The following is a 26412-nucleotide window of genomic DNA, read 5'->3' on the forward strand; positions in this document are numbered from 1 at the left end:
TAATAATCCAATATTCATCTTTATTATTTATTCGCTTTTCCCTAACAAAATTTTCAACAAACCACGTGTCGAGGCATCAAATGCTGATAAATCGCTTTGCTTACGATTTAAAATTGGTAAAAGCTGATCAGCAATTTGCTTCCCTTTTTCAACTCCCCATTGATCGAATGGGTTAATGTTCCATATCACTGACTGAACAAATACTTTATGTTCATACAGAGCAATGAGCATACCTAAGCTATAAGGGTTAAGCTCTTGAAGTAACAATGTTGAGCTTGGCTGATTACCTTCATACTGTTTGTAAATTGGCAAAGTTTCTAACTCAGCAGTATTCAGCGCCTGATTACCAAATGCAAGTAATCTCGACTGAGCCAAACAGTTGGATAAAGCTAAATGATGCTGCTCAACCAATGCTTCAGCACTATCAGCATAGGTAAAATGGTCTGCATTATATCGGTGGATTGGAGCAATAAAATCACAAGTTACCGAGAATGATCCTTGGTGTAATAACTGGTAAAATGCGTGCTGTGCATTTGGACCAACTTCACCCCAAACAATAGGACATGTATCTAATTCAACTTTTTGACCATCACGTTGTACTGATTTACCGTTAGACTCCATTTCAAGCTGCTGCAAATAAGCAGCAAAATATTTCAAACGGCCATCGTAAGGTAAAACTGCATGAGTTTGCATATTTAAGAAATTATTATTCCAGATCCCCAACAATGCCATTAGAACTGGTATATTCCGCTCAAATGGTGCTTGTTGGAAATGTTCATCAACAGCGTGAGCACCAGCTAAAAGCTGTTTAAAACCATCTACACCGATCAATAAAGCAATTGGTAACCCAATACAAGACCATAGTGAGTAACGCCCTCCTACCCAGTCCCACAGCAATAACTGGTTTTCAGGAGCAATTCCCCATTCGGTCATTTTATTAGCTTTGGTCGATACTCCAATAAAATGACTCTTCAATACACGAGTACATTCCCCTAATGCTTTTTCTAACCACTGACGAGCTGTATGTGCATTTGATAACGTGTCAATCGTACCAAATGACTTAGAGGAAATAATAAATAATGTTGTTTCTGGGCGTAGTCTATGTAGCTTTTCAGAAAGCTGACTACCATCCATTGTTGAAACAAAATGTACATTTAAAGGCTTTTCTGTTTGCACTTTAAAGTCAGACAATGCATGAGTTACCATAAGTGGCCCCAAGTCGGACCCACCTACTCCAATATTTACTACATCCTGAATAACTTCACCAGTTGCACCACGATATTGTCCAGCATGGATTTTTTCAACCAATGCATACATTCGTTCAAGCTGTAAATGAACTTGTTTGGTCAGTTCAGGAAACTGTGCATGTCCCTCTGGTAAACGTAATGCCCAATGCATCGCTGCACGTTGCTCTGTACAGTTTACTTTTTCTTGTGAAAATAAACGTTCAATCCATGGTTTTAATTGCTTGGCATTAGCCAAAGTCACCAACTGATCTAAAACAGTTTGATTTACACGATGTTTACTATAATCAAAAAGAAGTTGATCAAAATGAACGGAATACTTCTGAAAACGTTCTGGCTCCGCAGCAAACAACTCATTTAAGTGAAGATGTTCATACTGTTTCCCTAATAACTTTAACTGTGACATCAGCATTGAGCTTGGCAGCTTTTCTTTTGGGAATTGCTCTATATTTTTACTCATAAACGACCTACTCCTTCATATGCAAAACCTCGGGCCTTGACATATGCAGGGTCATAAATATTACGCCCATCCAAAATGAGTGGATGTTTCATGTTTTGTTGTAACCGTTTAAAATCTGGCCCCCAATATTGCTTCCATGCCGTCACTAAACAAAGCGCATGAGCGCCATTAACTGCATCATATTGATCAGCGCATAATATTAAATCATCACGTTTGCCATATTTTTTTTCAATTTCATTTAACGCTAGTGGGTCATGTAAACGCACTCTTACCCCCTGCGCCCACAATGCCGTTAACAAGACATGAATTGGCGAATTATGTGTACTGGAGGTATTTTCCTTAAAGGCCGCCCCCCAAATTGCAACGGTTTTTCCATTTAAATCACAATGATAATAATTCCATAATTTACGGAATAAAATTTCTTTTTGTTGCTCATTAATTTCCCAAACCTGTTCTAACAATCGACTTTTTATCCCAGTTTTTGATACAGTACTCGATAAAGTCAGAATATCATGAGAAAAGTTTTCGCCACCAAACCCCGCACCAGCGGATAAATACGCTGCACCAATACGTGTATCTGCTGCAATACCATGTTTAACATTGGCAATATCAATACCCAATTTTTCCGCAACTACAGCCAAGTCATTCATATAACTAACGCGCGTTGCCAACATGCCCGAAATGCTCAGCTTGGTAAACTCCGCGTCTAGTATTGGCATAAAAAGATATTGATAACTAAAACGGAAAAACGGTCGTAATAATTCGCGCATAATATCGCATGCATATTCAGTTTCTGCGCCAACGATTACATGTTTTACATTAAGGACACTATTGATAGCATTGCCTTCCTGGATTACATCAGGAAAATACACCCACTCATCTTTTGGTAAATACTGTTTAAGTTTTTGGGTTCCTTGTAAGCCAAAAGTTGAACCATTAATCATTAAACGAGGATGAATAATTGGACGCTGGCTAAGTTTTTCTACTGTATTTAAAGCAAGCTGCAATTGCGTTGGACTATAACAGAATAAATAAACTTCAGCGTCTAACGGAATTGCTGAAAAAGAACATTCTTCTAAAAAACCAGCTTGGCGTTGTTTATCTAAATAGGAATTTACTTCTTTATCTTGAAACGTCAAGATACAAGCTTGTTCCTCACAGGCAGGGCTGGTACACCAAAATACCTGATTACCATACTCAGCCAACAATGCTGCCATTACTCCGGCATGTAAAGTTGCACCAAAAACCGCAATTTTCATTTTATACCTACAATCTCTTATTGTTCTAACTCAGCAATCATCGTTTTAAATGCTTGTCCTAATTGCGGGTGTTCAACCCCATAGTGCAACACAGCCTTTAAATAGCCTAACTTACTACCACAGTCAAAAGTTTGACCTTGCATACAATAAGCTTCTACATGGTCTGTTTGCTGTAATAAGGCAATCGCATCAGTCAATTGAATTTCATTGCCAGCACCTTTAGGGGTTTGTTCTAAAAGTTGCATAATTTTTGCGGGTAAAATATAGCGCCCAACTACTGATAAATTTGACGGTGCAGTGCCTATAGCAGGCTTTTCTACAATGCCTTGCATGACGATACTTTCACCAGCAGCAGGTGAATGTGACACATCGACGATACCATACTGATCAACCAAATGTTCTGGCACAGCTTCAACCATAATTTGGGCAGCATGTACTGTTTCGTAACGCTCTATCATACGAGCCAAATCATTTTTTTCAGATTTATTTTTAACCAACACATCAGGTAAAAGTACAGCAAAATCATTATCACCTACTATACTCTTAGCACAGAGTACCGCATGCCCCAAGCCTAAAGGCTTTGGTTGACGTACACTCACAATACTGACATCTTTAGGTAAAATATCAGTAATTTCTTTAAGCAAATCATATTTTTGTTTTTGTTCTAATGTTGTTTCCAATTCAAAGTCATGGTCAAAATAATCTTCAATAGCAACCTTCGCAGAATGAGTCACAAAAATAATTTGCTTTATACCTGCTTCAACTGCCTCACGTACCACATACTCAATGGCAGGGCGGTCAACAACTGTAACCATTTCTTTGGGAATCGATTTACTCGCTGGTAAAAAACGGGTACCTAAACCCGCAACTGGCAAAACTGCTTTTTTAATCATTGAACTGTTACCAACTATTATTTAAAAACTTAATTATCTCGGGAACCAGTGAAACGACTTGCGCCCACTGCTTGATCCGGTGCGTTAATTCCTTCTTTTTTCAGCATGACTTCTGCTGTTTTAAACATAATTTTAAAATCGAGCCAAAGATTTTGTGTATTCACATACTGCACATCTAGATCGAACTTTTCTTCCCAACTCAAATTATTACGTCCACTTACCTGTGCTAGACCAGTCATACCCGGCCGAACTTCATGACGACGCATCTGCTCTGGTGTGTAATATTCCAAAAAATCTGGCAACTGGGGACGTGGTCCTACAATGCTCATATCGCCTTTAAGCACATTAATCAGCTGAGGCATTTCATCGAGTGTAGTAGAACGTAACTTTTGCCCAAAAGGGGTAATCCGCTCTTCATCTGGTAAAATATTACCTTCTTGATCAACCGCATCCTTCATAGAGCGAAATTTAATCATTTTAAATAATTTACCATCTTTGCCCGGACGTTCTTGTAAGAAAAAGACAGGGGAACCTAAGTTTTTCCTAACTTTATAAATTACAATCAAAAAAACAGGCATTAGAAGAATTAAGGCAGATAGGGCAATCATGATATCTACAAGCCTTTTTAACATCTGAATATACCTACAAATTTCATTTTAAATGCTTCATTATTTAGAAAATTGATTTAAACATTTTGCGTTAAGCCTACTACGCCCCATATCATAAATCCATCCCCATTTATTGAAGTATTGTATCGCGCTTTTTAAGTGTGCTTTAAGTAATTGTTTGTTTTTATATGATGCTTGTTCGTGAACATGTACTACTTGTGCTAATGGATAGTACACTGTACCAAATTGGTCAGCACAACGACGAGATAAATCCACATCTTCCATATACATAAAGAAACGTTCATCAAAACCATTAATTGCTAAAAGTTTTGCCGCATCAAATAACATAAAGCAGCCTGAAAGATAAGGCACAAAATATGGCTGATTAAGTGAATAATCTTTTAACAAATATTGTTGATCAAGCTTTTTGGCAAAAGATGGGGAAAAACGACGGGCAAATAGGTTCAAGGGCGTAGGTATTAACCGCGCACCATATTGGTCTTCACCAGTATCATAGACAATTTTTGGTAAAAACAAACCTTCAGGTCGGCTTTGGGCAAAGTCTAACAATTGGGCAAATTGCTCAGCATCAAAGTAAATATCTGGGTTACAAATGAGAAAATAATCGCTTTTTGGCGCATATTTACGGATGGCGATATTATGCCCATAACCAAAACCAAAGTTACCTTCTGATTTTTCATAAACAACTTTAGGATGTTGAAATGTTGCAGCCCAGTTACTTGAATGGTTATCTACCAAAATAATTTTTTCAATGCTTGGCGTGGCAAATAAACTGTCGAGTGTTGCTTTTAAATCTGCATAGCTATGTTTATATAAAACAATCGAAGCAATGACTTTAGACATGATAATCTCGACTTTGTTTGATACCATCTTTAATTGCTTTAGAATAATATTTTATATAATCCAGCTTCTTATCTTTTAATAGAATAAGTAGTATTTGATGTATAAAATTGCTAATCATTAATTTAGAAGTTAATAATTTAGGTATGTATGACATTTTCCACATAAAAAATAAATTACGAACTCTATAATATCGACGAAATGCGGAGTGCACAGGGATATTAAAATTAAAAATCCTAACAACATCATCCCCGATACTATGCTTCATGAAGGCCTTCTTTGATATATATATTTTATACCCTTTACTTAAAGCTCGAAAACACCATTCAGTGTCAACAAAATCAATAAAAAATTCCTCACGCATTAGACCAATTTCTTTTAAGGCGTCAATTGAAACTAATGTTCCTGAAGAAATCAAAACACTAGCCTCACATGGAGCTTTGATATGACTAACATCAAATTTATCGATTAATCCAATATTATTTAATTTCAACCCAGGATAATAAAAGTTATAACGCTCATCTATAAAACGTGGACCAATTGCCGCGATTGGAATATCCTGCTTCTTTATTTCATTATAATCTTCATATAAATTTTGAACAAAATTACTTTCTACCGAACTATCTTGATCAAAGAATAATACATAATTTGCATTATTTTTAACCACTTTTTCTATACCAATATTTTGAGCATAGGCAATACCAAAATTATCACTCAACTTAACAATTTCAAGCTTATTAATAGAAAAAAATAACTGATCATCTATTACATTATTACTTGAACAATTATCAACCACACAAATATAGCTTAAATCATTTTCCAAAGAAGAAATTAATTTAAATAAATTATCTCTATCCGGATTAAATGTAACTATTATTCCAGCAATCATAATCAAACCATAATTTAAAGAAAGTAATAATTTCCAAACCTAATTCTTGATAATATAACCACCAAAAATGGAAAAGAAAATTGTGTCAAGTTATACAACCCATTTGTAAAAATCAACAAAAAGCTCGTAGAACATAACCCTGCCATCAATATAGCAAAGTTTTTTGAAGGAGAAAAAATAATAAAAAAAGCCATGAAAAAAACATAATATATGAAAAAAATTATCATCCCATATAAACCATATATTTTTACCATGCCAGCATATCCAGTTGATACATTGAATGTATCTTCGATTAAATAATTTTCATATATTGATTTTTCAAAATCATTAGTTAATCTTTTAGATATAAAATCAGGCAATATCGACTGAGAAATAACTTTAGGAACTTGCTCGATCCCATAATTATAGTTTTGTGATCTTTTAAAATCTTCTTGTAAATTACCATAAGGAGAAACTAAATACATATAAGGCCAAACTAAGACATCAGGAAACCAAGTCTTCTCAATTCTAGCAACATCACGTAAAGATGAGGTATGAGTATTAACAAGGTTATCTTTTGTATCTGAAATTGTCCTTAGGTTTCCTAATAATGAAAAAACAAAAACTGTGCCTACAAGAAAAAGTAAAACATTTTTTACTACTTTAGTATTTGCTTTAAAAGCTAAATATATTGCTGTAATACCTATAATATTATAAATAAATACAGCTCTATTTACCATTAATAGTGAAATTGATAAAGCAAATATAAAAGTATAGAGATAATGTTTTTCTTTAAAATTTTGATATTTTAAAAAATATGAAAAGCACACTATAGATGAATAAGTAATAACAAAAGCATGTAATATAGGCACCCCAAATGAACTATAACGATAGCTTCGTCCTAATACTACTTCGACTAAAGGAATAGTCATTACACTTAAACAATCTATAAGAAATAATATTAATAGCAATCCAAAAATAAAAATACTATTCCGACGATGTGTCTTAATAATTCTACTAAATGAATTATTAAGTTTTTTGAGAGAAACATCTGAAAGAAAAAAAACAAAAAACAATGCCGCAATTGTTGTAAACAAAATAAATGTCAGAAGCTCAAGATCCACCTCAGGATATATCCCTGAAACCCCAAGTGACAGTAATACAATTGCAATTGTAAAACCCAAAAAATAATAAAAAAATGGATTTAATGCGAATTTTCTCATTATATTCCCAACATAAATAATTTTACTCTTCGAGCTATTTTTAGGCAGAACAACTCTATAATACCCTTGAAAGAATATTGATTCTTTAATTCAATTTCTTTACATATGACTTTATTAAATATACCGTATTTATATATATCAGGATATTTTTTATATATTTTCTCGTAAGAATCTAAATAATTAACTGTATTGGTAATACTTCCAATTTGTAATTTTTGTATAACAAGTGGCTTATCTATATGATGAATTTTTTTCTCTGAAGAGACTCTTAGTACAAAGTCCCAGTCCTGAAAGCGACGCAACTCTTCATCAAATAGGAAAATTAGAGCTTGCTTTTTATATATGAAAATAGTTTGGGTACTAATAAAATTCTTTAACTTTAATTGCTCTCTTATATCGAAACTTTTTATTTTTCTTTTAGGAGTAATAATGCCATTTTCTGTGATTAATGAACAAAAACACATATCAATATTTGGATCACTCTTTAATACTTGTAACTGTAACTCTAACTTATCAGATAACCATATATCATCACTATCATGAAATGCAATGAACTCACCACATGACAACATAATCCCTGTATTACGGGCGCCATTCGCTCCTTTTGTACGCTGATTCTTAAAATACTTAATAAGAGGTGAGTTTAAAGACTTTACAACCTCTTCAGTATTATCAGTTGAAAAGTCATCCACAACTATAATTTCAAGTGGTAGTACTGTTTGATCTAAAACACTTTGCAGTGATTCTTTAATCAAATGCGCACGGTTATAAGTTGGAATAACAACACTAATACCACCAGGTATAAAATCCATAAACTCTTTCTCTTTCACTTTATTTTTTTGTGAACAAAGATGCGACTTGATCTTTATCACTTACCAATACTTCATCAACTTCCGCCAAAGGCCAGTCAATTGCAAGTGTTGGGTCATTCCAAATAATGGCCCCTTCACTTTCTTTATTGTAGTAGTTTGTGGTTTTATACAAGAACTGGGTATTATCTTCTAAAGAGATAAAACCATGGGCAAATCCTTCAGGAATCCAAAACATAGTTTTGTTTTCTGCACTGAGTTCTACCCCAACCCATTCACCATAGGTTTTTGAGTCTGGGCGAATATCTACAGCCACATCCCAAACGCGACCTTGTACAACACGTACCAGTTTTCCTTGTGCATAGGGCGCGTTTTGATAGTGTAAACCACGCAACACACCTTTTTGTGACAATGAATGGTTATCTTGCACAAAAGTTGGAACTGGTAAATTTAAATCTTCAAGTGCTTGAGCAAAGCGTTGTTGGTTAAAACTTTCCATAAACCAACCACGGTCATCACCAAAAACACTTGGGTGAAGAATCAAAAGCCCTTCAATTTTAGTCGTTTCAACCTTCATTTGATTCTTCCCAAACTTTTTTCAAATATTGACCATATTCGGTTTTTTTCAATGCTTCTGCACTATCTAAAAGCTGTTCTTTACTAATCCAGCCTTGGTGGAAGCCAATTTCTTCCAAACATGCCACTTTGAAGGACTGACGCTTTTCAATGGTATAAATGAAATGGCCAGCTTCAAGCAAAGATTCATGTGTGCCTGTATCTAACCATGCAAAACCACGACCAAGTAATTCAACGTTAAGTGAGCCGTCTTGTAAGTAAGCGTTGTTAATGTCAGTAATTTCCAGCTCACCACGTGCAGAAGGTTTCACCTGTTTTGCAAACTCAACGACACGGTTATCGTAGAAATATAAGCCTGTTACTGCATAAGGCGATTTTGGTTGGGTTGGCTTTTCTTCTATACTTAGCACTTTGCCAGCCTTATCAAACTCAACAACACCAAAACGCTCAGGATCTGTCACATGATAACCAAATACCGTTGCTCCATGCTCACGTGCAGAAGCAGCCTCTAATTGATGACTAAAGTGCTGACCATGGTAAATATTATCTCCCAAGATCAAGCAAACATTGTCTTGACCAATAAACTCTTCACCAATTAAGAAAGCTTGAGCCAAACCATCTGGAGAAGGTTGCACTTTATAGCTGAGTTCAATACCAAATTGCGAACCATCACCCAAAAGTTTTTCAAAGTTTGGTAAGTCTTCCGGAGTTGAAATAATCAATACTTCACGAATACCCGCAAGCATTAATACTGAAAGCGGATAGTAAATCATTGGTTTATCATAAATCGGCAAAAGCTGTTTTGACACACCTTTAGTAATTGGGTGCAAGCGTGTACCTGAACCGCCCGCTAAAATAATACCTTTACGTTTTAAGCTCATTTGTTTAAAAGCTCCATTAATGCGCGTTTAACACCTTCTTGCCAGACTGGTAGAGTCAATCCAAAAGTGCGTTGTATTTTCTGATTATCTAATCGTGAATTGTGTGGTCGTGTTGCAGGCGTTGGGTAAGCACTTGTTGGGATCGGGTTAACCTTTTGTATCGCCAACTCTTGCCCCAAAGTACGGGCTTGTGCAAATGCATAGTTTGCGTAGCCAAACCAAGAAGTCTCACCACTTGCTACTAAGTGATAAATACCAACTTTGTTTGCGTCTGCCACAGTTTGTGGAATAGCCTGCGCGGTGATGTCTGCAATCAATTCAGCTGAAGTTGGTGCACCAATCTGATCATCAATAATTGACAATTCTTCGCGTTGTTGAGCTAGGCTCAACATAGTTTTCAAGAAGTTTTTCGCTCTTGAAGCATATACCCACGAAGTTCTGAATATTAAATAGCGACAGCCACTATCAACAATCGCTTGCTCACCCAAAGCCTTGGTTTTCCCATAAATATTTAATGGTGCAATTGCATCAGTTTCCACAAAGGCTGTTGTTCCCATACCTTCAAAAACATAGTCTGTTGAGTAATGCACCAATAAAGCATTCGTTTTCAAACAAGCTTCAGCTGCAGCTTTTACAGTTTGATGATTGACGATATCAGCTTGTTCTTGCTCAGTTTCCGCCAAATCGACAGCCGTATAAGCAGAAGCATTGACTACCACATCTGGTTGTACTGCCAAAATCGTGTCATAAATCGCCTGTGGTTGGGTCATATCACCAGACAAGCCATCTAAACCATGGCGGTCTAAAGCAATGATATCTCCTAAAGGTGCAAGAGCGCGTTGCAGCTCCCACCCCACTTGTCCATTTTTGCCAAGCAATAAGATTTTCATAGTTATCCTTGATATTGCTTGTTTAACCAAGACTGGTATTCACCACTTTGTACGTGCTCAACCCACTCTTTGTTATTTAAATACCATTCAACTGTTTTACGTAAACCAGTTTCAAATGACTCTTCCGGTACCCAGTTGAGTTCGTCTTTGATTTTGGTTGCATCAATTGCATAACGCACGTCATGGCCTGGACGGTCTTTTACATACGTAATCAGATCTTTATACTGTGCTACACCTTCCGGTTTGTTTGGTGCAAGCTCTTCAAGTAGATCACAAATTGCATATACAACATCAAGGTTAGCTTTTTCGTTATGCCCACCAATGTTGTATGTTTCACCTACCACACCTTGACTCACTACCGTATAAAGCGCACGCGCATGGTCTTCTACAAATAACCAGTCACGAATTTGCTGACCATTTCCATAAACTGGTAATGGTTTTGCTTGTAACGCATTTAAGATCATTAGTGGAATAAGCTTTTCCGGAAAATGAAATGGGCCATAATTATTTGAGCAGTTAGTCACTAATACAGGTAAACCATAAGTACGATTCCATGCACGTACCAAATGGTCTGAACTTGCTTTACTTGCTGAATATGGTGAGCTTGGTGAATACGATGTAGTTTCGGTAAATAAATCCGTTGTGCCTTCTAGGTCACCATAAACTTCATCAGTTGAAATATGGTGAAAACGGAAAGCTGCTTTCTTTTCATCGCTTAGACCTAACCAATAAGCACGGCTAGCTTCTAACATTTGATAAGTACCAATCACATTGGTTTCAATAAACGCATAAGGACCGGTAATAGAACGGTCTACATGTGACTCTGCCGCAAGATGCATAACTGCATCTGGCTGGAATGTCTCAAATAACTTATCTAAAGCAGCTCGATCACAAATGTCTGTTTGAGAAAACTGATAACGTGGATTATCTGCCACAGAAATTAAAGATTCTAAATTTCCTGCATAAGTCAGTTTATCAACATTTAATACTTCATTTTCTGTATTTTGGATAATATGACGAACAACCGCTGAACCAATAAAACCAGCGCCACCAGTAATTAAAATTTTCATACAACTACCTAAGTATAATTAATTTTCACCAAATAAATCACGAGTATAAACTTTGTCAATGACGTCTTCGAGCTCACTCACCATACGGTTTGCAATAATCACATCCGACTCTTGTTTAAAACTGTCAAAATTGGTCAAAACACGTGAGTTAAAAAATGTTGACTCATTTAAACTTGGCTCAAACACGACGACTTCAACACCTTTGGCTTTCAGGCGCTTCATCACACCTTGAATTGCAGATTGTCTAAAGTTATCTGAACCTTGTTTCATTACTAAACGATACACACCAACCACTTTGGGTTTTCTTGCCAGAATTTGCTCGGCAATAAAATCTTTTCGTGTTGTATTTGACTGGATAATTGCTCCGATCAAATTTTGCGGGACATCTTGATAATTGGCTAGCAATTGCTTTGTGTCTTTTGGTAAACAGTATCCACCATAACCAAATGACGGATTGTTATAGTGCGCTCCAATACGTGGATCTAAACCTACAGCCTGAATAATATCTTTTGAGTTTAGTCCACGTGATGCACAATATGAGTCTAACTCATTAAAATAAGCAACACGCATTGCCAAATAAGTATTTGAGAAAAGCTTTACAGCTTCTGCTTCCGTTGCATCCATTTGTAGTACATCTACGTCAGGCCTTAAACTAGCATTTTTAAATAATTTTCCAACTAATGCACCAACCTCTGAGGTATTACCTACCACAATCCGTGAGGGATGCAAGTTGTCGTACAATGCCTTGCCTTCACGCAAAAATTCCGGAGAAAAAACAATTTTTAAGACCGGAAAAGTCTCCTTCATACGCTCAGTAAAACCGACAGGAATTGTAGACTTCACCACAATAATCGCATCGCTTTTTAATTGGTTTAAATCTTCAAGCACAGATTCAATCGAACTCGTATCGAAATAATTGCTTGCTTCATCGTAATTGGTTGGTGTAGCAATAATAATGACTTCCGCATCTACATATGCAGAATTTTTATCTAATGTTGCTTTAAAATTTGAATTATCAATCAAATATTCTTGAATAAGGTCATCATGAATAGGAGATATGCCTTGATTAAGTTTATCAATTTTTGTGGCATCAATATCGAGGGCAGTTACTTCATGTTGTTTAGAAAACAGCATCGCATTCGATAAGCCCACGTAACCTGTACCAACTACTGTTATTTTCATAAAATAACCTTTACATTTACGTTAAAATTTTTGAAAAATATTTTCTTACATATATGAAAAATGACAGTGTAAGAATTGTTTCTGTCAGCAAAATAGCACTGGCAACTCCATAAACATGCAAATATTTGACAAAGAAATAGAAATAACTGAAGTGAAAAAATAATCCTAACAGGTAATATTTTTTTAAAATTCTGCTATTTTCTGTTGGAATAATAATTAAATTAACAAGTACCATCGCCATAGACACAACAAATTGCGTCATAATCATAATACTTAATAAACTTGTGATTTTATATTCTGGTCCAAATAAAAAACTATAAATATATTTACCAATCAATAGATTGCCGACAAAGGCCACAATACTAATGCCTGCAAAAAAGATAGCAACTTTCTTTGCATTTTGAATTAACTCTTGATATTTTTTTTCATGGCTCAAAATACACATTCGACTATAATAAGCCTGTGTAACCGGAGTAAAAAGCTGTTTAATAACTACCGCCAACTTATCAGCCATAGCATACAACCCTAAAAAAGCATCACCAAAACAGAATTTCACGACTATAGGATTTAAATAGGTAAATCCCAAAGTAAAAAGTGATGCAGTAAAGTTGTGATAGCTGTCCTCTGACAGTTGTTTCATTTTATAGATAGAAAGAGATTTAAACCGAAAAGTTACTATATTTTTTCGATAAAAATAGATAATTGCTGCCAAACCAATTGAAAAACTAATTGCAACTTGAATTATCACTGCAAGCAACACATCACTTTTTTGATGAATTAACCAAAAAATTAACCCAACTGAGACAACCCGGCCAATAACAGAAAAGAAAGCTAAAACTGAGTTACGCCCAAGTCCTTGAAAAACCCATCCAGAAAGTAAAATTGTGCTAAAAGCTGAAAGAATACCTACAAATAATAAGGTTGCATCCATATGAGACAAAGGTAACAGTAACACCCCTATCCCGCCCAATACAGATACAATTAAAAAAATCAAAAACTTTGCACTTTGCACATTACTATAAAGTTCATCCATTTTTGATTTATTATCAAGACTGATACTCATTTTCTGCGCTGCTGACATATTGAAACCAAAGTCAATAAAAAAAGCAGCGAGAAAACTTACCGTTTGATAAAAGCTAACTTGTCCAAATCCTACTAGTCCTAGAATATTCGCTAGATAGGAAAATGACACCAATGGAATAACCATATTGGCAATTTGAATAATATATAAATAAAAAACTTCTTTATTTATTGTCTTACTCATAACAGACACCAAACCACAAAACTAAGTAACCGATCTTCGCCTGTTACAGTCTTGCTAAAGATTTGGAGTCTATTCGAAAATGAAAGATGACCTTGCAATAGATCAACAAAAGCTTTTTGATCCAACGAAAGCTCCATTCTCTGCATCTCTCTTTGTTGAATATATGGTAAGAAACTTCTTCTTATCATATCTACTTTTAACAATATTGTTTTATATAAACTTGCCATACGGATCTTATGTATTAAAGTAGGCTTTTCCATGCCTACAACACCTACAGTATTATTCCCATGTTGGCGATATTGAATTAAGCTTTCATCTAAATAAACAATTCTTCCCTCAAAAGCTGCAATTAGAATAATCCACCAATCATGCATCCTGAATTCTTGAGGGATAGGTTCAAATATTTGCTTTAATGAGCGATTAAACATCATGGCACAACCAGGCACATGATTGCTCAACAAAAAATCAAATGGCGTAGAACATAAATGACTTTTTGATGAAACCGCAAAATAAGAAGGTGAAAGTATGTGTAGTTTTTCATCAACAATTTGTAAATCTGAAAAAACTAATGTTGGTCTTTTTTCCACTCCCTCTTCAAATTGTAGCTTCCCTAACATTTTCTCAAGTTTGGTAGGAATCCAAAAATCATCCTGATCACACAACGCAATATATGAATTTTGACAGTAAGAAAGTGTCCGAATAAAATTCCTTGAGGCCCCATTACCCCCAGTTTTTTCATGAATTTCTAGTTTGCCTTTTTTAAATAAAGAATGTGCTTCACAAATAGCTATTGTTTGATCTTTTGAACCGTCATCGCAAACATGCACAATAAAATTTTGATAAGTCTGTTGATCAAGAGAATCCAATAGCTCTGTAATATATTTTTCTCCATTGTATGTAGCTAATGCAATATCAATCCTATCTTCTAACACTTTGGAGACCTCAATCATGCAATACTTTACTTATACAGCGTGGATGGGCGCCATTAAATGCAGTACGTAAAACAAGTAATGCATCATTCATTTTTCCACCCAATATTTTTTTGAAAAATAACTTTAAAATTCGTAATTCAGCATAAGAGTAATAATATTTCAGAGTCAGTACTAAATCATATAACCTTTCTTTCTCACGCCATTCACTTATTTCTTTTTCAGCACGTGATAAAGAATGATTGATATAGCTACGAGAAGATATGTTAAAAACCTTACTTTTTTGCTCGATACAATTAATCTTTCTAAAAAAACTAAAATCCACACCATAGAGAGCAAAGTGTGAATCGAACAACTCCATTTTGTTTTCTATAAAATATAGTTTTACACCTTTAGAAATTACCAAACCTGAACCTATAGAGAATATTTCTTTTGCATTAGAAATGATCCCATCTTTTTGCTCTATCGCCCCATTTACCAAGGGGTAATATTGCACGTTATCGCTCATAGAAATGATTTTCGGCAACTCAATATCAATATCCTGTGCTGTAAATAGTATGTTCTGATACTCAATATTAATTTCCGTATCATCATCAAATAAGACATAATAATCAGCGTCATATTGCTGGATAAAATCGTTATAAATCCAACTCAAAGGCTTATTTTGCACCTGATTTTCTAAAACAACATGGTGGTGTTTTTGTACCAATGCAGACAACACTGCACTATTTTCATCTATTACTGTAGGACCATTATTTACAATAAGTAAATAATCCAATTTTCGCTCAAAACCTAGCAAGCTTTGTATAGTCAAAGCATCTTCTAATGCTTTGCCATACACAATGACTACCAACGCAATTTTATTATTATTCATATCAAATAAGATGACCTATGAACTCGTGATTACAATCTGAGATTTGACTCTTCTTTATCCAAAATATATTTCAAATCATAAAGCACATGCTTTTCTTTACCTAAAGCATGGAACTCGTCAACACTCATAGATTTAAATTGGTTATGTGCTACAGCAATAACGATCGCATCATACAAGCCTTGTTGCAGTTCTTTAATTGGTGCTAAACCATATTCGTGTTGTACTTCTGTATCATCTACCCACGGGTCATAGATGTCTAAGTCTAAATCGTATTCTTTAAGGGCTTTAATAAAGTCGACAATTTTTGTATTACGAATATCTGGACAGTTTTCTTTAAAGCTAAGCCCCATCACCAAAATACGTGCCCCAACAACTTGTATTCGCTGCTTCACCATTTCTTTAATGAGCTGTGTTGCCACATATTCACCCATACGATCATTTAAACGACGGGCAGCCAAAATAATTTCTGGATGTAACCCAATCGATTGAGCTTTATGGGTCAGATAATATGGATCTACACCAATACAGTGCCCACCGACCAATCCTGGACGATAAGGTAAAAAGTTCCACTTCGTACCTGCCGCCTTGAGCACATCTTCCGTATCGATATTTAATTTATTAAAAATAAGCGCCAATTCATTAATCAGAGCAATATTCACATCACGCTGCGTGTTTTCAATGACCTTAGCTGCTTCTGCTACCTTAATACTAGGTGCTTTATGTGTCCCCGCTTCAATAATCAAGTTATAAACGTCATCAACATAATCCGCCACTTCAGGGGTTGAACCTGAGGTGATTTTTAAAATATTAGTGACACGGTGCTGTTTGTCACCAGGATTGATACGCTCGGGGCTATAACCTGAAAAAAAGTCTTGGTTAAATTTTAAACCTGAAACTTTTTCTAAAACAGGAATACACACTTCTTCTGTTGCACCCGGATACACAGTAGATTCATATACAACTATGTCACCCTTTTTGAGCACTTGACCAATGCTGGTCGATGCTTTAATTAAAGGTGTTAAATCTGGTTGTTTAAAGTCATCAATTGGTGTTGGAACAGTCACAATAAAAAAGTTACAACCTTTTAAATCATTAAGGTCAGCACTATAAGTCAATTGAACTGCTTGCTTCAGCTCCTCTGAAGAGACTTCTAAGGTATGATCTTGACCACTCTTAAGCTCATCTATACGTTTTTGATAAATATCAAAACCGACAACAGGTACTTTTTTACCAAACTCAACTGCCAACGGCAGGCCAACATAGCCCAACCCAATAATTGCTATTTTTAAATTGGCAATTTGCATACAAACGAGCCTTTTCCTTAGAGTTTATATCTAATAAATCATGCTTTTGGCATTAACTGTGCAGCGTACTATATCAGATTTTTAATTACCGCCGTATGCCAATTGTATAAATGTGTTTACAACATTTATAATCAATCTTTCTCCACTTAGCCCAAACTATACATTTTTAATATTTCTACACTGTGAATACTGTTTAAAAGCCCTCCCCAGTTAAACTAAACATACAAAGCCTTGCGATTTTTCGGTGTTTTTTCATTACTTTTCAGCTAGAATCAGTTCAGCCTGCGTTTAATAGACACTTGTCACTAAGCAGTAGCCAATATCAATTAAAGATAAATACACAAAGGGTTGCGTGTGAAGTATTGCCAGTTTTTTTCTGTTCTTGCCTTGAGTTTGAGTGCCGCTAGCTGTGCGGTTACTTCCGGTTTACAAACTTATGATCTTCCAAGTGAAGGTGTTTATAAAACTGACCTCGGAACTACCGTAAATGTAGTTAAAATTTCTCAAGAAACGCTACCGGTCATTCAGCCTGCTCAAATTGACTATCAACATGACTACGCATCCTTATTTAAAACTCAACAACCTATTTATCGTTTAAGCTCAGGTGACGTTCTTTCTATTCAGCTCTGGGCTTATCCAGAAATTACCCCTCCGCTCAATAACATTAATAATGAACAGTCAACTCAATCAAATGGTTATCCAATCGATCAAACCGGTTATATTCAATTTCCTTTAGTTGGTCGCTACAAAGCTGCTGGTAAAACGCTTGCTCAAGTAAACCGTGAATTACGTGGTCAACTTGCCCGATTCTTAAAAAATCCGGATGTTATAGTTCGTGTAGTATCTTATGAAGGACAGCGCTTTTCTGTTCAAGGTAGCGTCACAAAAGGTGGGCAATTTTATTTAAGTGACCAGCCTGTAAGTATATATACTGCATTAGGTATGGCAGGTGGAGTCACCACTACGGGTGATAACACTTATATTCAACTCGTTCGAAATGGTCGGACCTATAATCTAAACACAATTGATTTAGAAAAAGCTGGCTATTCACTTCATAAGCTACTCGTTCAACCCAATGACACCATTTATGTCAGCACACGTGAGAACCAAAAAATTTATGTCATGGGTGAAGCTGGAAAAAGTCAAGCTTTACCAATGCGCGATCAGGGTATGACTTTAAGTGATGCTCTCGGGGAAAGTTTAGGTATTAATCCAGCTTCTGGTAGTGCAAGTAAGATCTATGTAGTGCGTACTAATCCAAATGATTATACCACTGAAATTTATCACTTAAATCTTTTAAGTATTGGTGATTTTGGTCTAGCGAATCAATTCAAACTACGTAGTAATGATATTGTCTATGTTGATGCGACTGGTTTAACACGTTGGCAACGTGTAATTAACCAGATTATTCCTTTCTCAAATGCTTTATATAACATAGACCGTTTGGGACAATAATATTATGCAAATTAAAAATATTTTAGTCGTCTGTATTGGAAATATCTGTCGTAGTCCTATGACAGAGTATTTGCTAAAACAGCAATACCCCCAACTAAATATTGAATCTGCTGGTATTTCTGGACTTGTAGGTCATCAAGCAGACAGTAAAGCACAACTTTGTATGCAACGCTTAGGCATCGATATGCAACCACATATTGCCCGTAAACTTAATGCTTCGCATATTAAAAAAGCTGACCTTATTTTGGTCATGAGTCACAATCAGCAAAAGCATATTGAGCAGACTTGGCCCTTTGCAAAAGGTAAAACCTATCGCCTAGGCCACTGGCAGAACAAAAATGTGCCTGATCCCTACCAGCACGATCAAGTTGTTTTTGATGAAACTTTCCAACTCATTCAGCAGTGTGTGGCTGATTGGAAACCTTATATTTAACGTATAGATTTTTAAGCATATGAACCAACAGAATACTAATACCGAAGATACAATTGACTTAAAAGAACTGTTTTTTTCGCTGATCGCTCAGTGGAAGCTTATTGCTCTATGCGTTATTTTAAGCGTTGTATTTGCTCTACTCTATTTACGCGTAACGCCAGATACCTATTCGGTTGATGCTTTGGTCCAAGTTGAAGACAGTAAAGGGGCTTCTGCTGCACTTTTAGGTGATTTGTCGCAAATGATTGAGCAAAAATCACCAGCGCAAGCTGAAATTGAAATTTTAAAATCTCGCTTGGTTCTAGGCTCTGTCATTAAAGAGTTACATCTAAATATACAAATTTCCAGTACAGAAGATACGCTTACTCACCGACTATTAAGCGACACAGAATATAAAACCGAGTACACAAAAAAATCGGTTTTATTTCAAGATAACCTTAAAAGTTTTGAAGTGCGTGAATTTGAAGTTCCGAATTATTATCTAGACAAAAACTTACTTCTTAATTTTGATAAACAATCTTTAACTTTAACTGACCCAGAAACTGAAGAGGTAATATTAACAGTTCCGTTGAATCAGACTAACCATGTTACTGGGCCACATGGACTCTGGAAGGTTGCAATTTTTGCCAAAGATCAACTTGATGCGACCTATAATATTACTAATTTGTCCTTACCTGCTGCTGTAAATTCACTTAGCGTAAATTATTCTGTCGCAGAACGTGGCAAACTTACAGGTGTTTTAGGTCTAAATTATCAAGGTCAAGATAAAGAACATATTACTAAAGTTTTAAATGCAATTCTGGCAACTTATAGTGCACAAAATATTGAACGTCGTTCGGCTGAGTCTGCTCAAACTTTAAAGTTCTTAGATGAACAACTTCCAGATCTTAAAAAGCAATTAGACGATGCAGAGCGTCAATTTAATAAGTTCCGTCAACAATACAACACAGTTGATGTCACTAAAGAGTCTGAGTTGTACTTAACTCAAAGTATTACTTTAGAGACCAAAAAGGCTGAGCTTGAGCAAAAGCAAGCTGAGATGGCGGCAAAATATACTGCTGAACACCCTGCAATGCGTGAAATTAATGGACAGCTCGCTGCTATTAATAAACAAATTGGTGAGTTAAATAGCACCTTAAAACAACTACCTGATGTGCAACGTCAATATTTACAATTATATCGTGAGGTAGAGGTAAAAACACAGCTCTACACAGCGCTTCTCAACTCGTACCAACAACTTCGTATCGCCAAAGCAGGTGAAATAGGCAACGTACGTATTGTTGACACTGCAGTCGAGCCAGTTAAGCCAATTAAACCAAGAAAACTGTTAGTTCTTATTTTATCTTTATTTGTGGGCGGTTTTATTGGAACACTAGTCGCCCTACTACGTAATATGTTACGTACAGGCATTAAAGATTCTGGGCAAATTGAAAATGAGTTGGATTTACCAGTCTATGCAACCGTACCACGTTCTCCAATTCAAGAAAGTCGTATCAAGATTTTAAAGAAAAAGAAGAGTATTCCTATTCTTGCAGTTAAAAATAGTGATGATATTGCAATTGAAAGCTTACGTAGTATCCGCACCGCGATTCACTTTGCATTAGCAAATGCAAAAAACAATATCATTATGATTGCTGGCCCTTCACCAGAAGTTGGTAAATCGTTTATTTCAACCAACCTTGCAACTATTTTTGCTCAAAGCGACAAGCGTGTATTACTCATTGATGCCGATATGCGCCGTGGTTATATGCATAAATACTTCGATGTAGATGTTAAGCCAGGTCTTTCTGAGTTATTGAGTGGACAAGCTGATCTACAAAAAGTTTTGCATAAAACTCAAGTTGCTAACCTTGATGTGATTACTCGCGGTAAGAGTCCAACAAATCCTTCAGAGATTTTAAGCTCTAACCAATTTAAAGAACTACTTGAACAACTACAAAGTCAGTATGACCACATCATTATCGATACTCCACCAGTACTTGCAGTAACCGATGGTATTATTATTTCGCAATATACTGGTGTGAACTTAATTGTTGCGCGTTATGCTAAGTCGCAAATGAAAGAACTTGAATTAACGCTTAATCGCTTTGAACAAGCAGGTGTTAAAGTCAACGGCTTTATCCTTAACGATATTCAACGTGCGAGCGCGGGTTATGGTTATGGCTATAACTATGCCTATGCTTATAAAGCACAAAAAGAAGATTAATCGTAAAATGATAAGAGAACCGGATCAAATGATCCGGTTTTTTTATTTAAGATTTTTTAAGTTTATTCCAACTAAAACTAACTAAAATATATAAAAAACCACTCGTTTTTTTTCTTAAACATTCTATGCTTAAGCATGCTAAGATCAAAAGCAGCTTTTTTAGACTCAAATGATTATTTTTGGAACCTTTTATGAGTAAAGCCTTACCCATTGCTGTCGCTGTAATTTTAGGCGGTGCTGCACTTATACCAGTTTATTATGCAAGCCAACATCCGACCACAGAAGTCGGAAGCAAAGCAAATAAAAATGCCTCTCCAATTGAAAAAATCAGTTATGTTCTTGGGTACGAAGTTGCTCAGCAAACTCCACCTGAACTTGACACAAAATCATTTGTGAAAGGGATTCATGATGCTCGTAATAAGCAACCAAGTGCTTATACTCAAGAAGAGTTAAAAGCTGCTGTTGCTGCTTATGAAAAAGAATTGCAGCAAAAAATGCAACAACAAGATAAACCACAGCAAGCCGCTGGTGCAGCGTCTGAATCTGCAGATGTTCAATTCCTTGCAGAAAATAAAACAAAAGCTGGTGTAAAAACTACAGCGTCTGGTTTGCAATACATCATTACTAAAGAAGGCACAGGTAAACAACCAACTGCGCAGTCTATGGTTAAAGTACATTACGAAGGCCGATTAATTAATGGTCAAGTATTTGATAGTTCGTATAAGCGCGGTGAGCCTGTTGAGTTTCCTCTCAATCAGGTTATTCCAGGCTGGACTGAAGGACTTCAGCTCATGAAAGAAGGTGGTAAAGCGACGTTCTTCATTCCATCTAATCTTGCTTATGGTCCTCAGGAACTTCCTGGTATTCCAGCAAACAGTACGCTGATTTTTGATGTAGAACTCATTTCAGTGAAATAAAAACATTCAGGAGAGTAAAACAGTACTCTCCTTTTTTTTGGAAAACGGCATGAAAAAAATTGGTTTAATTATTGCAACATCAACGATAAGTTTATCTGTTTTTGCTGCTGCACCTATTACAAATAAAAGCCCGGCGAAAGAACAATTTAGCTATAGCTATGGCTATTTAATGGGCCGTAATAATACTGATGCTTTAACAGATCTAAATCTTGATATTTTTTATCAGGGTTTACAAGAAGGTGCTCAGAACAAAACCGCACGCTTAACTGACGAAGAAATGGCGAAAGCGATTAATGATTATAAAAAAACTTTAGAAGCTAAGCAGCTTGTTGAATTTCAAAAAGTAGGTCAACAAAATGCTCAAGCAGGTGCTGCATTTCTTGCTGATAATGCAAAAAAATCGGGCGTAATCACGACTAAATCAGGTCTCCAATACCAAGTATTAAAAGAAGGTACAGGTAAAAAACCGAAAGCTGTATCACGTGTTAAAGTAAATTATGAAGGCCGTTTACTTGACGGAACTGTGTTTGACAGCTCAATCGCACGTAATCATCCAGTTGAGTTTCAACTCAGCCAAGTGATTGCAGGCTGGACTGAAGGTCTACAAACCATGAAAGAAGGTGGTAAAACTCGTTTCTTTATCCCCGCAAATCTCGCTTACGGTGAAGTTGGTGCAGGTGACACGATTGGTCCGAATAGCACTTTAATTTTCGATATTGAACTGCTGCAAGTTTTGCCAAAATAAATGTATTAGTATAAAAAAAGCGATCATTTTAAGATCGCTTTTTTATTTTTAGTGTTTTAAATCTCTAGGTCGAAAACCCGTAAGGATTAAACCGATCAGGTAAGCAATTATCCCAACTAAACATAGCCCTACGACTTCGGCAACACGTAACCACTGTGAAAGCTCTCCGTTATACCAATTGAGCCCAAACCAAAGCGCTACAATCATAGCAAGGTTCGCTAAACCATATTGAAGTCCTAATTTTTTCCAATGCGGACCAAATCGGAAAATATTACGCTTATGCAAATAGAAGTAGAGTAAACCGGCATTTACTAACGCTGAACCTGAAGATGCTAGTGCAAGTGCCATATGTTCTGCATGCCAATCAATAAGCTTAAAGAAGCCGATAAATACAACGTTTAAAATCGCATTAGCTGCAACTGACATTAAGCCTACGCGCACTGGTGTTTTTGTGTCTTGTTGTGCATAGAAACCGGGTGCAAATACCTTAATAAGCATGAAAGAAATTACACCAGCACTCATACATTGCAATGCTAGAGCTGTCATTTGTGTATCACGTAGATCAAACTCACCACGCTGGAATAATGCTTGAATAATCGGTGTTGAAAGCATAAATAAAGCAATACTTGCCGGCAACCCTACCAATACAATGACTTTTGCAGCCCAGTCGATCATACCGCGGAACTTTGCTTGATCCTGCTCTGCATGACGGGCAGAAAGTGAAGGCAAAATTACTGTACCAATCGCAACACCAATTAAACCTAAAGGTAGCTCAGTCATACGCTCAGCACTGTAGAGCCAAGACACTGAACCATCTTGCATGAAAGATGCCCAAATCGTATTTAGCAATAGGTTAATCTGAGTCACCGATACACCAAATAATGCTGGAAGCATTAATTTTAAAATACGCTCTACACCCTCATGTTTAAAATCAACTTTAGGTGGAATCAGTAGGTTTTTACGCCACAATTCAGGAATTTGTATCGCTAACTGTAATACCCCAGCCGCAACAACTGACCAGCCTAATGCTTTGATTGGCTCAGCCATATACGGCGTAAGCCACCACGCTCCTGCGATCATCGCTACATTTAACAAAACTGGTGAAAAAGCTGGTGAGGCAAACGAACCATAACTATTTAAGATGCTGCTAGCAAAAGCCGTGAGCGACATAAACATTAGATATGGAATAGTCAAACGGAACATGCTGACGGCTAAATCGAACTTTTCCGGATCGCTGTGGAAGCCCGGTGCGTACATATAAATGATTGCAGGTGCTAAAACCATAGCCACAAAAGTGAGTAAGGTCATAACTGTGAGTAAACAGCCAAATACCCGACTAATTAAGATCTGCACTTCAGCGTGTGCTCGACCCGTTTTATATTCAGTTAAGACTGGGATAAAGGCCTGAGAAAAGGCGCCTTCGGCAAATAGTCGTCGAAAGAAGTTGGGAATACGAAAAGCGACGACGAAGGTATCAAAATCTTTACCTGCACCAAACACGTTGAGCAATACGACGTCACGCACGAGCCCTAACACTCGTGACAACATCGTCATTGCACTGACAATAAAAGTCGATCGCCACAATGCCATCGCACTCACCTACAGCTGTATTCGAAAGACGCTATTGTAATGAAACTAGAAAATCTTTTCGTTGTGAAATGATGAACAAACTCAAGTTTTTTTCTGTGCTAACAGTTGTCTAAAGTGCTGCCATTTAAAATAAGGACCTGGATCGGTTTTTCGGCCAGGAGCAACATCCGAATGCCCTGCAATATGGTTTTTAATTTCTGGATAAGCTTGGCGAATAGCAGTAACAACGTCAGTTAATACTTCATATTGTACATCTTCAAAAGGTAAATCATCACTTCCTTCAAGTTCTATACCAATTGAATAATCGTTGCATTCTACTTTGGCTAAATAACTTGAACGCCCTGCATGCCATGCTCTCTCGTTAAAGTTAACAAACTGTAGGACTTCACCTGTTCGTAAAATTAACAGATGTGTAGAAACCTGCATGCCTTCAATAGTCTGAAAATAAGGATGAACTGACCAATCTAACTTGTTTTGAAAAAACTGCTCAATATAGCCACCTCCAAATTGAGACGGTGGCAAACTAATATTATGAACCACAATCATTTGAATTTCGGTGCCAGTCGGACGCTGGTTAAAATTTGGAGAAGGGATTTGTCTCGCCCCTTTTAATTGTCCATCTATAACTTCATACGCTGTGATTTGCTTCATTGAGACGCCAATAAATTGCTTGCCAATTGTTTTAGTTTAAAACAGTTATGTGCTTTTCAAAGTAGTAAATGCGATTGTTTATCGCGATTAATCTCATAAAATAGCTTATTTTTCAGGTCGACGATGCTAATATATCGCAAGTTTTAGGGTCATCGACAAAATGGAAACCGTATGAGCATACCTCAGTCTTTGCTTGAACAATCAATTCAAATCAATATTCAACAAGCATTACAAGAAGATATTGGGGACGGTGACATTACCGCTATGCTCACACCTGAAGATGAGCAAGCCACGGCAACCATTATTAGCCGCGAAGATATGGTCTTAGCTGGACAACCGTGGGTTAATGCGCTCATCTCAGCTTATGACAATACTGTTCAGGTGACTTGGCTAAAACAAGAAGGTGAACGTGTTGCTGCAAACGAAGCCTTTTTAAAGCTTGCTGGTTCTGCACGTAGCTTACTAACTGTAGAGCGCCCTGCTTTAAACTTTATTCAAACTTTGTCTGCTGTTGCAACAAAAACTGCTGAATATGTTCAACATCTTGAAGGTTTAAATACAAAACTTCTCGATACACGTAAAACTCTACCAGGCTTACGTATTGCACAAAAATATGCGGTTGCTATCGGGGGCGGACAAAACCATCGTCTTGGCTTATTTGATGCGTTCTTAATTAAAGAAAACCATATTATGGCAGCGGGTGGTATTGCTCAAGCAATCACCAAAGCACATCAAATTGCACCGGGCAAACCTGTTGAAGTCGAAGTTGAAACTTGGGATGAACTAAACCAAGCACTTGAAGCTGGGGCGGACATTGTCATGCTCGATAACTTCAGTCAACAGCAAATGATTGATGCCGTAAAACATGTGGCGGGCCGCTGTAAACTCGAAGCATCTGGCAATATCACTATTGAAAACTTGCGTGAAGTTGCCACCACTGGCGTTGACTATATTTCTATGGGCGTCCTAACTAAAGACGTTAGAGCTGTTGATTTATCTATGCGTTTTAATGCTTAGATAAAATCTGCGTCATTATTGGTATTTTTTTGCGACTTGGTCATGTCTGCCGCTTGTGTTTTTTGCCACGCTGACTGAGTCGCTTGTGCCCCACTATCACGTGGATCGGCAGCCATTAGAACAAATGTCACTACTGCTAATAATACAATAAAACCTTGTAGCATAAATTTTCCCCATTACTTTAAAAATTCAGGGTTTCAAGG

Annotated in this window: 26 protein-coding genes; 6 read left to right on the plus strand and 20 right to left on the minus strand. The window is 36.5% G+C overall.

The annotated features are described in order from the left end of the window. Positions 1 to 27 precede the first annotated feature (27 nt). The 17 genes from pgi to tviB are packed head-to-tail and all read right to left on the minus strand — an operon-like array spanning position 28 to position 17195. Positions 28 to 1704 (minus strand): glucose-6-phosphate isomerase, encoded by a 1677-nt coding sequence (pgi, locus tag ACTJJG_RS13485; RefSeq protein ID WP_005071823.1) that lies wholly within the window; start codon positions 1702 to 1704, stop codon positions 28 to 30. Continuing rightward, positions 1701 to 2963, minus strand: coding sequence for a nucleotide sugar dehydrogenase (locus ACTJJG_RS13490; protein WP_002120822.1), 1263 nt, complete (start codon positions 2961 to 2963; stop codon positions 1701 to 1703). Before ACTJJG_RS13490 ends, pgi begins: the two co-directional genes overlap by 4 nt. Positions 2964 to 2980: 17 nt before the next feature. Next, positions 2981 to 3856 carry a UTP--glucose-1-phosphate uridylyltransferase GalU gene (galU, locus tag ACTJJG_RS13495; RefSeq protein ID WP_005079612.1) on the minus strand — a complete coding sequence of 292 codons (876 nt, stop codon included), beginning with the start codon at positions 3854 to 3856 and terminating at the stop codon, positions 2981 to 2983. Between the two features lie 29 nt (positions 3857 to 3885). Continuing rightward, a complete protein-coding gene (locus ACTJJG_RS13500; RefSeq protein WP_440608958.1) occupies positions 3886 to 4488 on the minus strand; it encodes a sugar transferase in 603 nt (200 codons plus the stop codon). 36 nt (positions 4489 to 4524) lie between these two features. Beyond that, positions 4525 to 5328, minus strand: a complete 804-nt coding sequence (locus ACTJJG_RS13505; RefSeq protein WP_440608959.1) for a glycosyltransferase family 2 protein — start codon at positions 5326 to 5328, stop codon at positions 4525 to 4527. After that, positions 5321 to 6214, minus strand: a complete 894-nt coding sequence (locus tag ACTJJG_RS13510; protein ID WP_057094870.1) for a glycosyltransferase family 2 protein — start codon at positions 6212 to 6214, stop codon at positions 5321 to 5323. The genes ACTJJG_RS13505 and ACTJJG_RS13510 overlap by 8 nt, the downstream gene beginning before the upstream one ends. A gap of 14 nt (positions 6215 to 6228) precedes the next feature. Further along, positions 6229 to 7416, minus strand: coding sequence for an O-antigen polymerase (locus ACTJJG_RS13515; RefSeq protein WP_069730191.1), 1188 nt, complete (start codon positions 7414 to 7416; stop codon positions 6229 to 6231). Further along, positions 7416 to 8228: a glycosyltransferase family 2 protein gene (locus tag ACTJJG_RS13520; protein WP_069730192.1), complete on the minus strand. Its 813-nt coding sequence runs from the start codon at positions 8226 to 8228 to the stop codon at positions 7416 to 7418. Before ACTJJG_RS13520 ends, ACTJJG_RS13515 begins: the two co-directional genes overlap by 1 nt. A gap of 19 nt (positions 8229 to 8247) precedes the next feature. Then, a complete protein-coding gene (rfbC, locus tag ACTJJG_RS13525; protein WP_016802688.1) occupies positions 8248 to 8802 on the minus strand; it encodes a dTDP-4-dehydrorhamnose 3,5-epimerase in 555 nt (184 codons plus the stop codon). Further along, positions 8792 to 9682 (minus strand): glucose-1-phosphate thymidylyltransferase RfbA, encoded by an 891-nt coding sequence (rfbA, locus tag ACTJJG_RS13530; RefSeq protein WP_016802687.1) that lies wholly within the window; start codon positions 9680 to 9682, stop codon positions 8792 to 8794. The genes rfbC and rfbA overlap by 11 nt, the downstream gene beginning before the upstream one ends. Then, a complete protein-coding gene (gene rfbD, locus ACTJJG_RS13535; RefSeq protein ID WP_017400310.1) occupies positions 9679 to 10572 on the minus strand; it encodes a dTDP-4-dehydrorhamnose reductase in 894 nt (297 codons plus the stop codon). Before rfbD ends, rfbA begins: the two co-directional genes overlap by 4 nt. 2 nt (positions 10573 to 10574) lie before the next feature. Then, complete coding sequence (gene rfbB, locus ACTJJG_RS13540) at positions 10575 to 11642, minus strand: dTDP-glucose 4,6-dehydratase (protein WP_218660443.1); 1068 nt, start codon at positions 11640 to 11642, stop codon at positions 10575 to 10577. 18 nt (positions 11643 to 11660) lie between these two features. After that, complete coding sequence (locus tag ACTJJG_RS13545; RefSeq protein WP_016802684.1) at positions 11661 to 12824, minus strand: nucleotide sugar dehydrogenase; 1164 nt, start codon at positions 12822 to 12824, stop codon at positions 11661 to 11663. Positions 12825 to 12840: 16 nt separating this feature from the next. Then, positions 12841 to 14088: an oligosaccharide flippase family protein gene (locus ACTJJG_RS13550; RefSeq protein WP_002120719.1), complete on the minus strand. Its 1248-nt coding sequence runs from the start codon at positions 14086 to 14088 to the stop codon at positions 12841 to 12843. Further along, positions 14085 to 15020, minus strand: a complete 936-nt coding sequence (locus ACTJJG_RS13555) for a glycosyltransferase family 2 protein (RefSeq protein ID WP_032063258.1) — start codon at positions 15018 to 15020, stop codon at positions 14085 to 14087. The genes ACTJJG_RS13550 and ACTJJG_RS13555 overlap by 4 nt, the downstream gene beginning before the upstream one ends. 10 nt (positions 15021 to 15030) lie before the next feature. Further along, a complete protein-coding gene (locus tag ACTJJG_RS13560; RefSeq protein WP_032014910.1) occupies positions 15031 to 15891 on the minus strand; it encodes a glycosyltransferase family 2 protein in 861 nt (286 codons plus the stop codon). Between the two features lie 29 nt (positions 15892 to 15920). Continuing rightward, positions 15921 to 17195 carry a Vi polysaccharide biosynthesis UDP-N-acetylglucosamine C-6 dehydrogenase TviB gene (tviB, locus tag ACTJJG_RS13565; protein WP_032014911.1) on the minus strand — a complete coding sequence of 425 codons (1275 nt, stop codon included), beginning with the start codon at positions 17193 to 17195 and terminating at the stop codon, positions 15921 to 15923. A 354-nt stretch (positions 17196 to 17549) separates the two neighbouring features. Between tviB and ACTJJG_RS13570 the strand changes: the two genes are divergently transcribed. From ACTJJG_RS13570 to ACTJJG_RS13590, 5 genes are all read left to right on the plus strand, one after another. Beyond that, on the plus strand, positions 17550 to 18650 hold the full coding sequence (locus ACTJJG_RS13570; RefSeq protein WP_218660446.1) for a polysaccharide biosynthesis/export family protein: 1101 nt from the start codon (positions 17550 to 17552) through the stop codon (positions 18648 to 18650). Between the two features lie 4 nt (positions 18651 to 18654). After that, positions 18655 to 19083, plus strand: coding sequence for a low molecular weight protein-tyrosine-phosphatase (locus ACTJJG_RS13575; RefSeq protein ID WP_002120825.1), 429 nt, complete (start codon positions 18655 to 18657; stop codon positions 19081 to 19083). Positions 19084 to 19102: 19 nt separating this feature from the next. Continuing rightward, positions 19103 to 21289 (plus strand): polysaccharide biosynthesis tyrosine autokinase, encoded by a 2187-nt coding sequence (locus tag ACTJJG_RS13580; RefSeq protein ID WP_032014915.1) that lies wholly within the window; start codon positions 19103 to 19105, stop codon positions 21287 to 21289. 191 nt (positions 21290 to 21480) lie between these two features. Next, positions 21481 to 22206, plus strand: a complete 726-nt coding sequence (locus tag ACTJJG_RS13585; RefSeq protein WP_440608960.1) for an FKBP-type peptidyl-prolyl cis-trans isomerase — start codon at positions 21481 to 21483, stop codon at positions 22204 to 22206. A 49-nt stretch (positions 22207 to 22255) separates the two neighbouring features. After that, entirely contained in the window at positions 22256 to 22951 is a 696-nt protein-coding gene (locus ACTJJG_RS13590) for an FKBP-type peptidyl-prolyl cis-trans isomerase (RefSeq protein ID WP_206243296.1), read from the plus strand. Between the two features lie 48 nt (positions 22952 to 22999). Here ACTJJG_RS13590 and murJ read toward each other — a convergent pair whose 3' ends face one another. Together murJ and ampD are read right to left on the minus strand one after the other, a co-directional pair. After that, positions 23000 to 24550: a murein biosynthesis integral membrane protein MurJ gene (gene murJ, locus ACTJJG_RS13595; RefSeq protein WP_171057724.1), complete on the minus strand. Its 1551-nt coding sequence runs from the start codon at positions 24548 to 24550 to the stop codon at positions 23000 to 23002. A 72-nt stretch (positions 24551 to 24622) separates the two neighbouring features. Next, positions 24623 to 25192 carry a 1,6-anhydro-N-acetylmuramyl-L-alanine amidase AmpD gene (gene ampD / locus ACTJJG_RS13600; protein ID WP_014208037.1) on the minus strand — a complete coding sequence of 190 codons (570 nt, stop codon included), beginning with the start codon at positions 25190 to 25192 and terminating at the stop codon, positions 24623 to 24625. Between the two features lie 171 nt (positions 25193 to 25363). On the opposite strand from ampD, the gene nadC reads away from it, so the two are divergent. Beyond that, complete coding sequence (nadC, locus tag ACTJJG_RS13605) at positions 25364 to 26209, plus strand: carboxylating nicotinate-nucleotide diphosphorylase (protein ID WP_032005758.1); 846 nt, start codon at positions 25364 to 25366, stop codon at positions 26207 to 26209. Here the strand turns inward: nadC and ACTJJG_RS13610 are convergent. Further along, a complete protein-coding gene (locus ACTJJG_RS13610; protein ID WP_000938939.1) occupies positions 26206 to 26373 on the minus strand; it encodes an ABZJ_00068 family colistin stress protein in 168 nt (55 codons plus the stop codon). The genes nadC and ACTJJG_RS13610 overlap by 4 nt on opposite strands. Positions 26374 to 26412 lie beyond the last annotated feature (39 nt).

It is taken from the genome of Acinetobacter sp. 22512 (genome assembly GCF_052044755.1).
Lineage (GTDB): Bacteria > Pseudomonadota > Gammaproteobacteria > Pseudomonadales > Moraxellaceae > Acinetobacter > Acinetobacter pittii.

Bases quoted from the DNA above. Each gene is read 5' to 3' on its own strand.
- pgi (WP_005071823.1), bottom strand. From the start codon at position 1,704: ATGAGTAAAAATATAGAGCAATTCCCAAAAGAAAAGCTGCCAAGCTCA.
- ACTJJG_RS13490 (WP_002120822.1), bottom strand. From the start codon at position 2,963: ATGAAAATTGCGGTTTTTGGTGCAACTTTACATGCCGGAGTAATGGCA.
- galU (WP_005079612.1), bottom strand. From the start codon at position 3,856: ATGATTAAAAAAGCAGTTTTGCCAGTTGCGGGTTTAGGTACCCGTTTT.
- ACTJJG_RS13500 (WP_440608958.1), bottom strand. From the start codon at position 4,488: ATGTTAAAAAGGCTTGTAGATATCATGATTGCCCTATCTGCCTTAATT.
- ACTJJG_RS13505 (WP_440608959.1), bottom strand. From the start codon at position 5,328: ATGTCTAAAGTCATTGCTTCGATTGTTTTATATAAACATAGCTATGCA.
- ACTJJG_RS13510 (WP_057094870.1), bottom strand. From the start codon at position 6,214: ATGATTGCTGGAATAATAGTTACATTTAATCCGGATAGAGATAATTTA.
- ACTJJG_RS13515 (WP_069730191.1), bottom strand. From the start codon at position 7,416: ATGAGAAAATTCGCATTAAATCCATTTTTTTATTATTTTTTGGGTTTT.
- ACTJJG_RS13520 (WP_069730192.1), bottom strand. From the start codon at position 8,228: ATGGATTTTATACCTGGTGGTATTAGTGTTGTTATTCCAACTTATAAC.
- rfbC (WP_016802688.1), bottom strand. From the start codon at position 8,802: ATGAAGGTTGAAACGACTAAAATTGAAGGGCTTTTGATTCTTCACCCA.
- rfbA (WP_016802687.1), bottom strand. From the start codon at position 9,682: ATGAGCTTAAAACGTAAAGGTATTATTTTAGCGGGCGGTTCAGGTACA.
- rfbD (WP_017400310.1), bottom strand. From the start codon at position 10,572: ATGAAAATCTTATTGCTTGGCAAAAATGGACAAGTGGGGTGGGAGCTG.
- rfbB (WP_218660443.1), bottom strand. From the start codon at position 11,642: ATGAAAATTTTAATTACTGGTGGCGCTGGTTTTATTGGTTCAGCGGTT.
- ACTJJG_RS13545 (WP_016802684.1), bottom strand. From the start codon at position 12,824: ATGAAAATAACAGTAGTTGGTACAGGTTACGTGGGCTTATCGAATGCG.
- ACTJJG_RS13550 (WP_002120719.1), bottom strand. From the start codon at position 14,088: ATGAGTAAGACAATAAATAAAGAAGTTTTTTATTTATATATTATTCAA.
- ACTJJG_RS13560 (WP_032014910.1), bottom strand. From the start codon at position 15,891: ATGAATAATAATAAAATTGCGTTGGTAGTCATTGTGTATGGCAAAGCA.
- tviB (WP_032014911.1), bottom strand. From the start codon at position 17,195: ATGCAAATTGCCAATTTAAAAATAGCAATTATTGGGTTGGGCTATGTT.
- ACTJJG_RS13575 (WP_002120825.1), top strand. From the start codon at position 18,655: ATGCAAATTAAAAATATTTTAGTCGTCTGTATTGGAAATATCTGTCGT.
- ACTJJG_RS13580 (WP_032014915.1), top strand. From the start codon at position 19,103: ATGAACCAACAGAATACTAATACCGAAGATACAATTGACTTAAAAGAA.
- ACTJJG_RS13585 (WP_440608960.1), top strand. From the start codon at position 21,481: ATGAGTAAAGCCTTACCCATTGCTGTCGCTGTAATTTTAGGCGGTGCT.
- ACTJJG_RS13590 (WP_206243296.1), top strand. From the start codon at position 22,256: ATGAAAAAAATTGGTTTAATTATTGCAACATCAACGATAAGTTTATCT.
- ampD (WP_014208037.1), bottom strand. From the start codon at position 25,192: ATGAAGCAAATCACAGCGTATGAAGTTATAGATGGACAATTAAAAGGG.
- nadC (WP_032005758.1), top strand. From the start codon at position 25,364: ATGAGCATACCTCAGTCTTTGCTTGAACAATCAATTCAAATCAATATT.
- ACTJJG_RS13610 (WP_000938939.1), bottom strand. From the start codon at position 26,373: ATGCTACAAGGTTTTATTGTATTATTAGCAGTAGTGACATTTGTTCTA.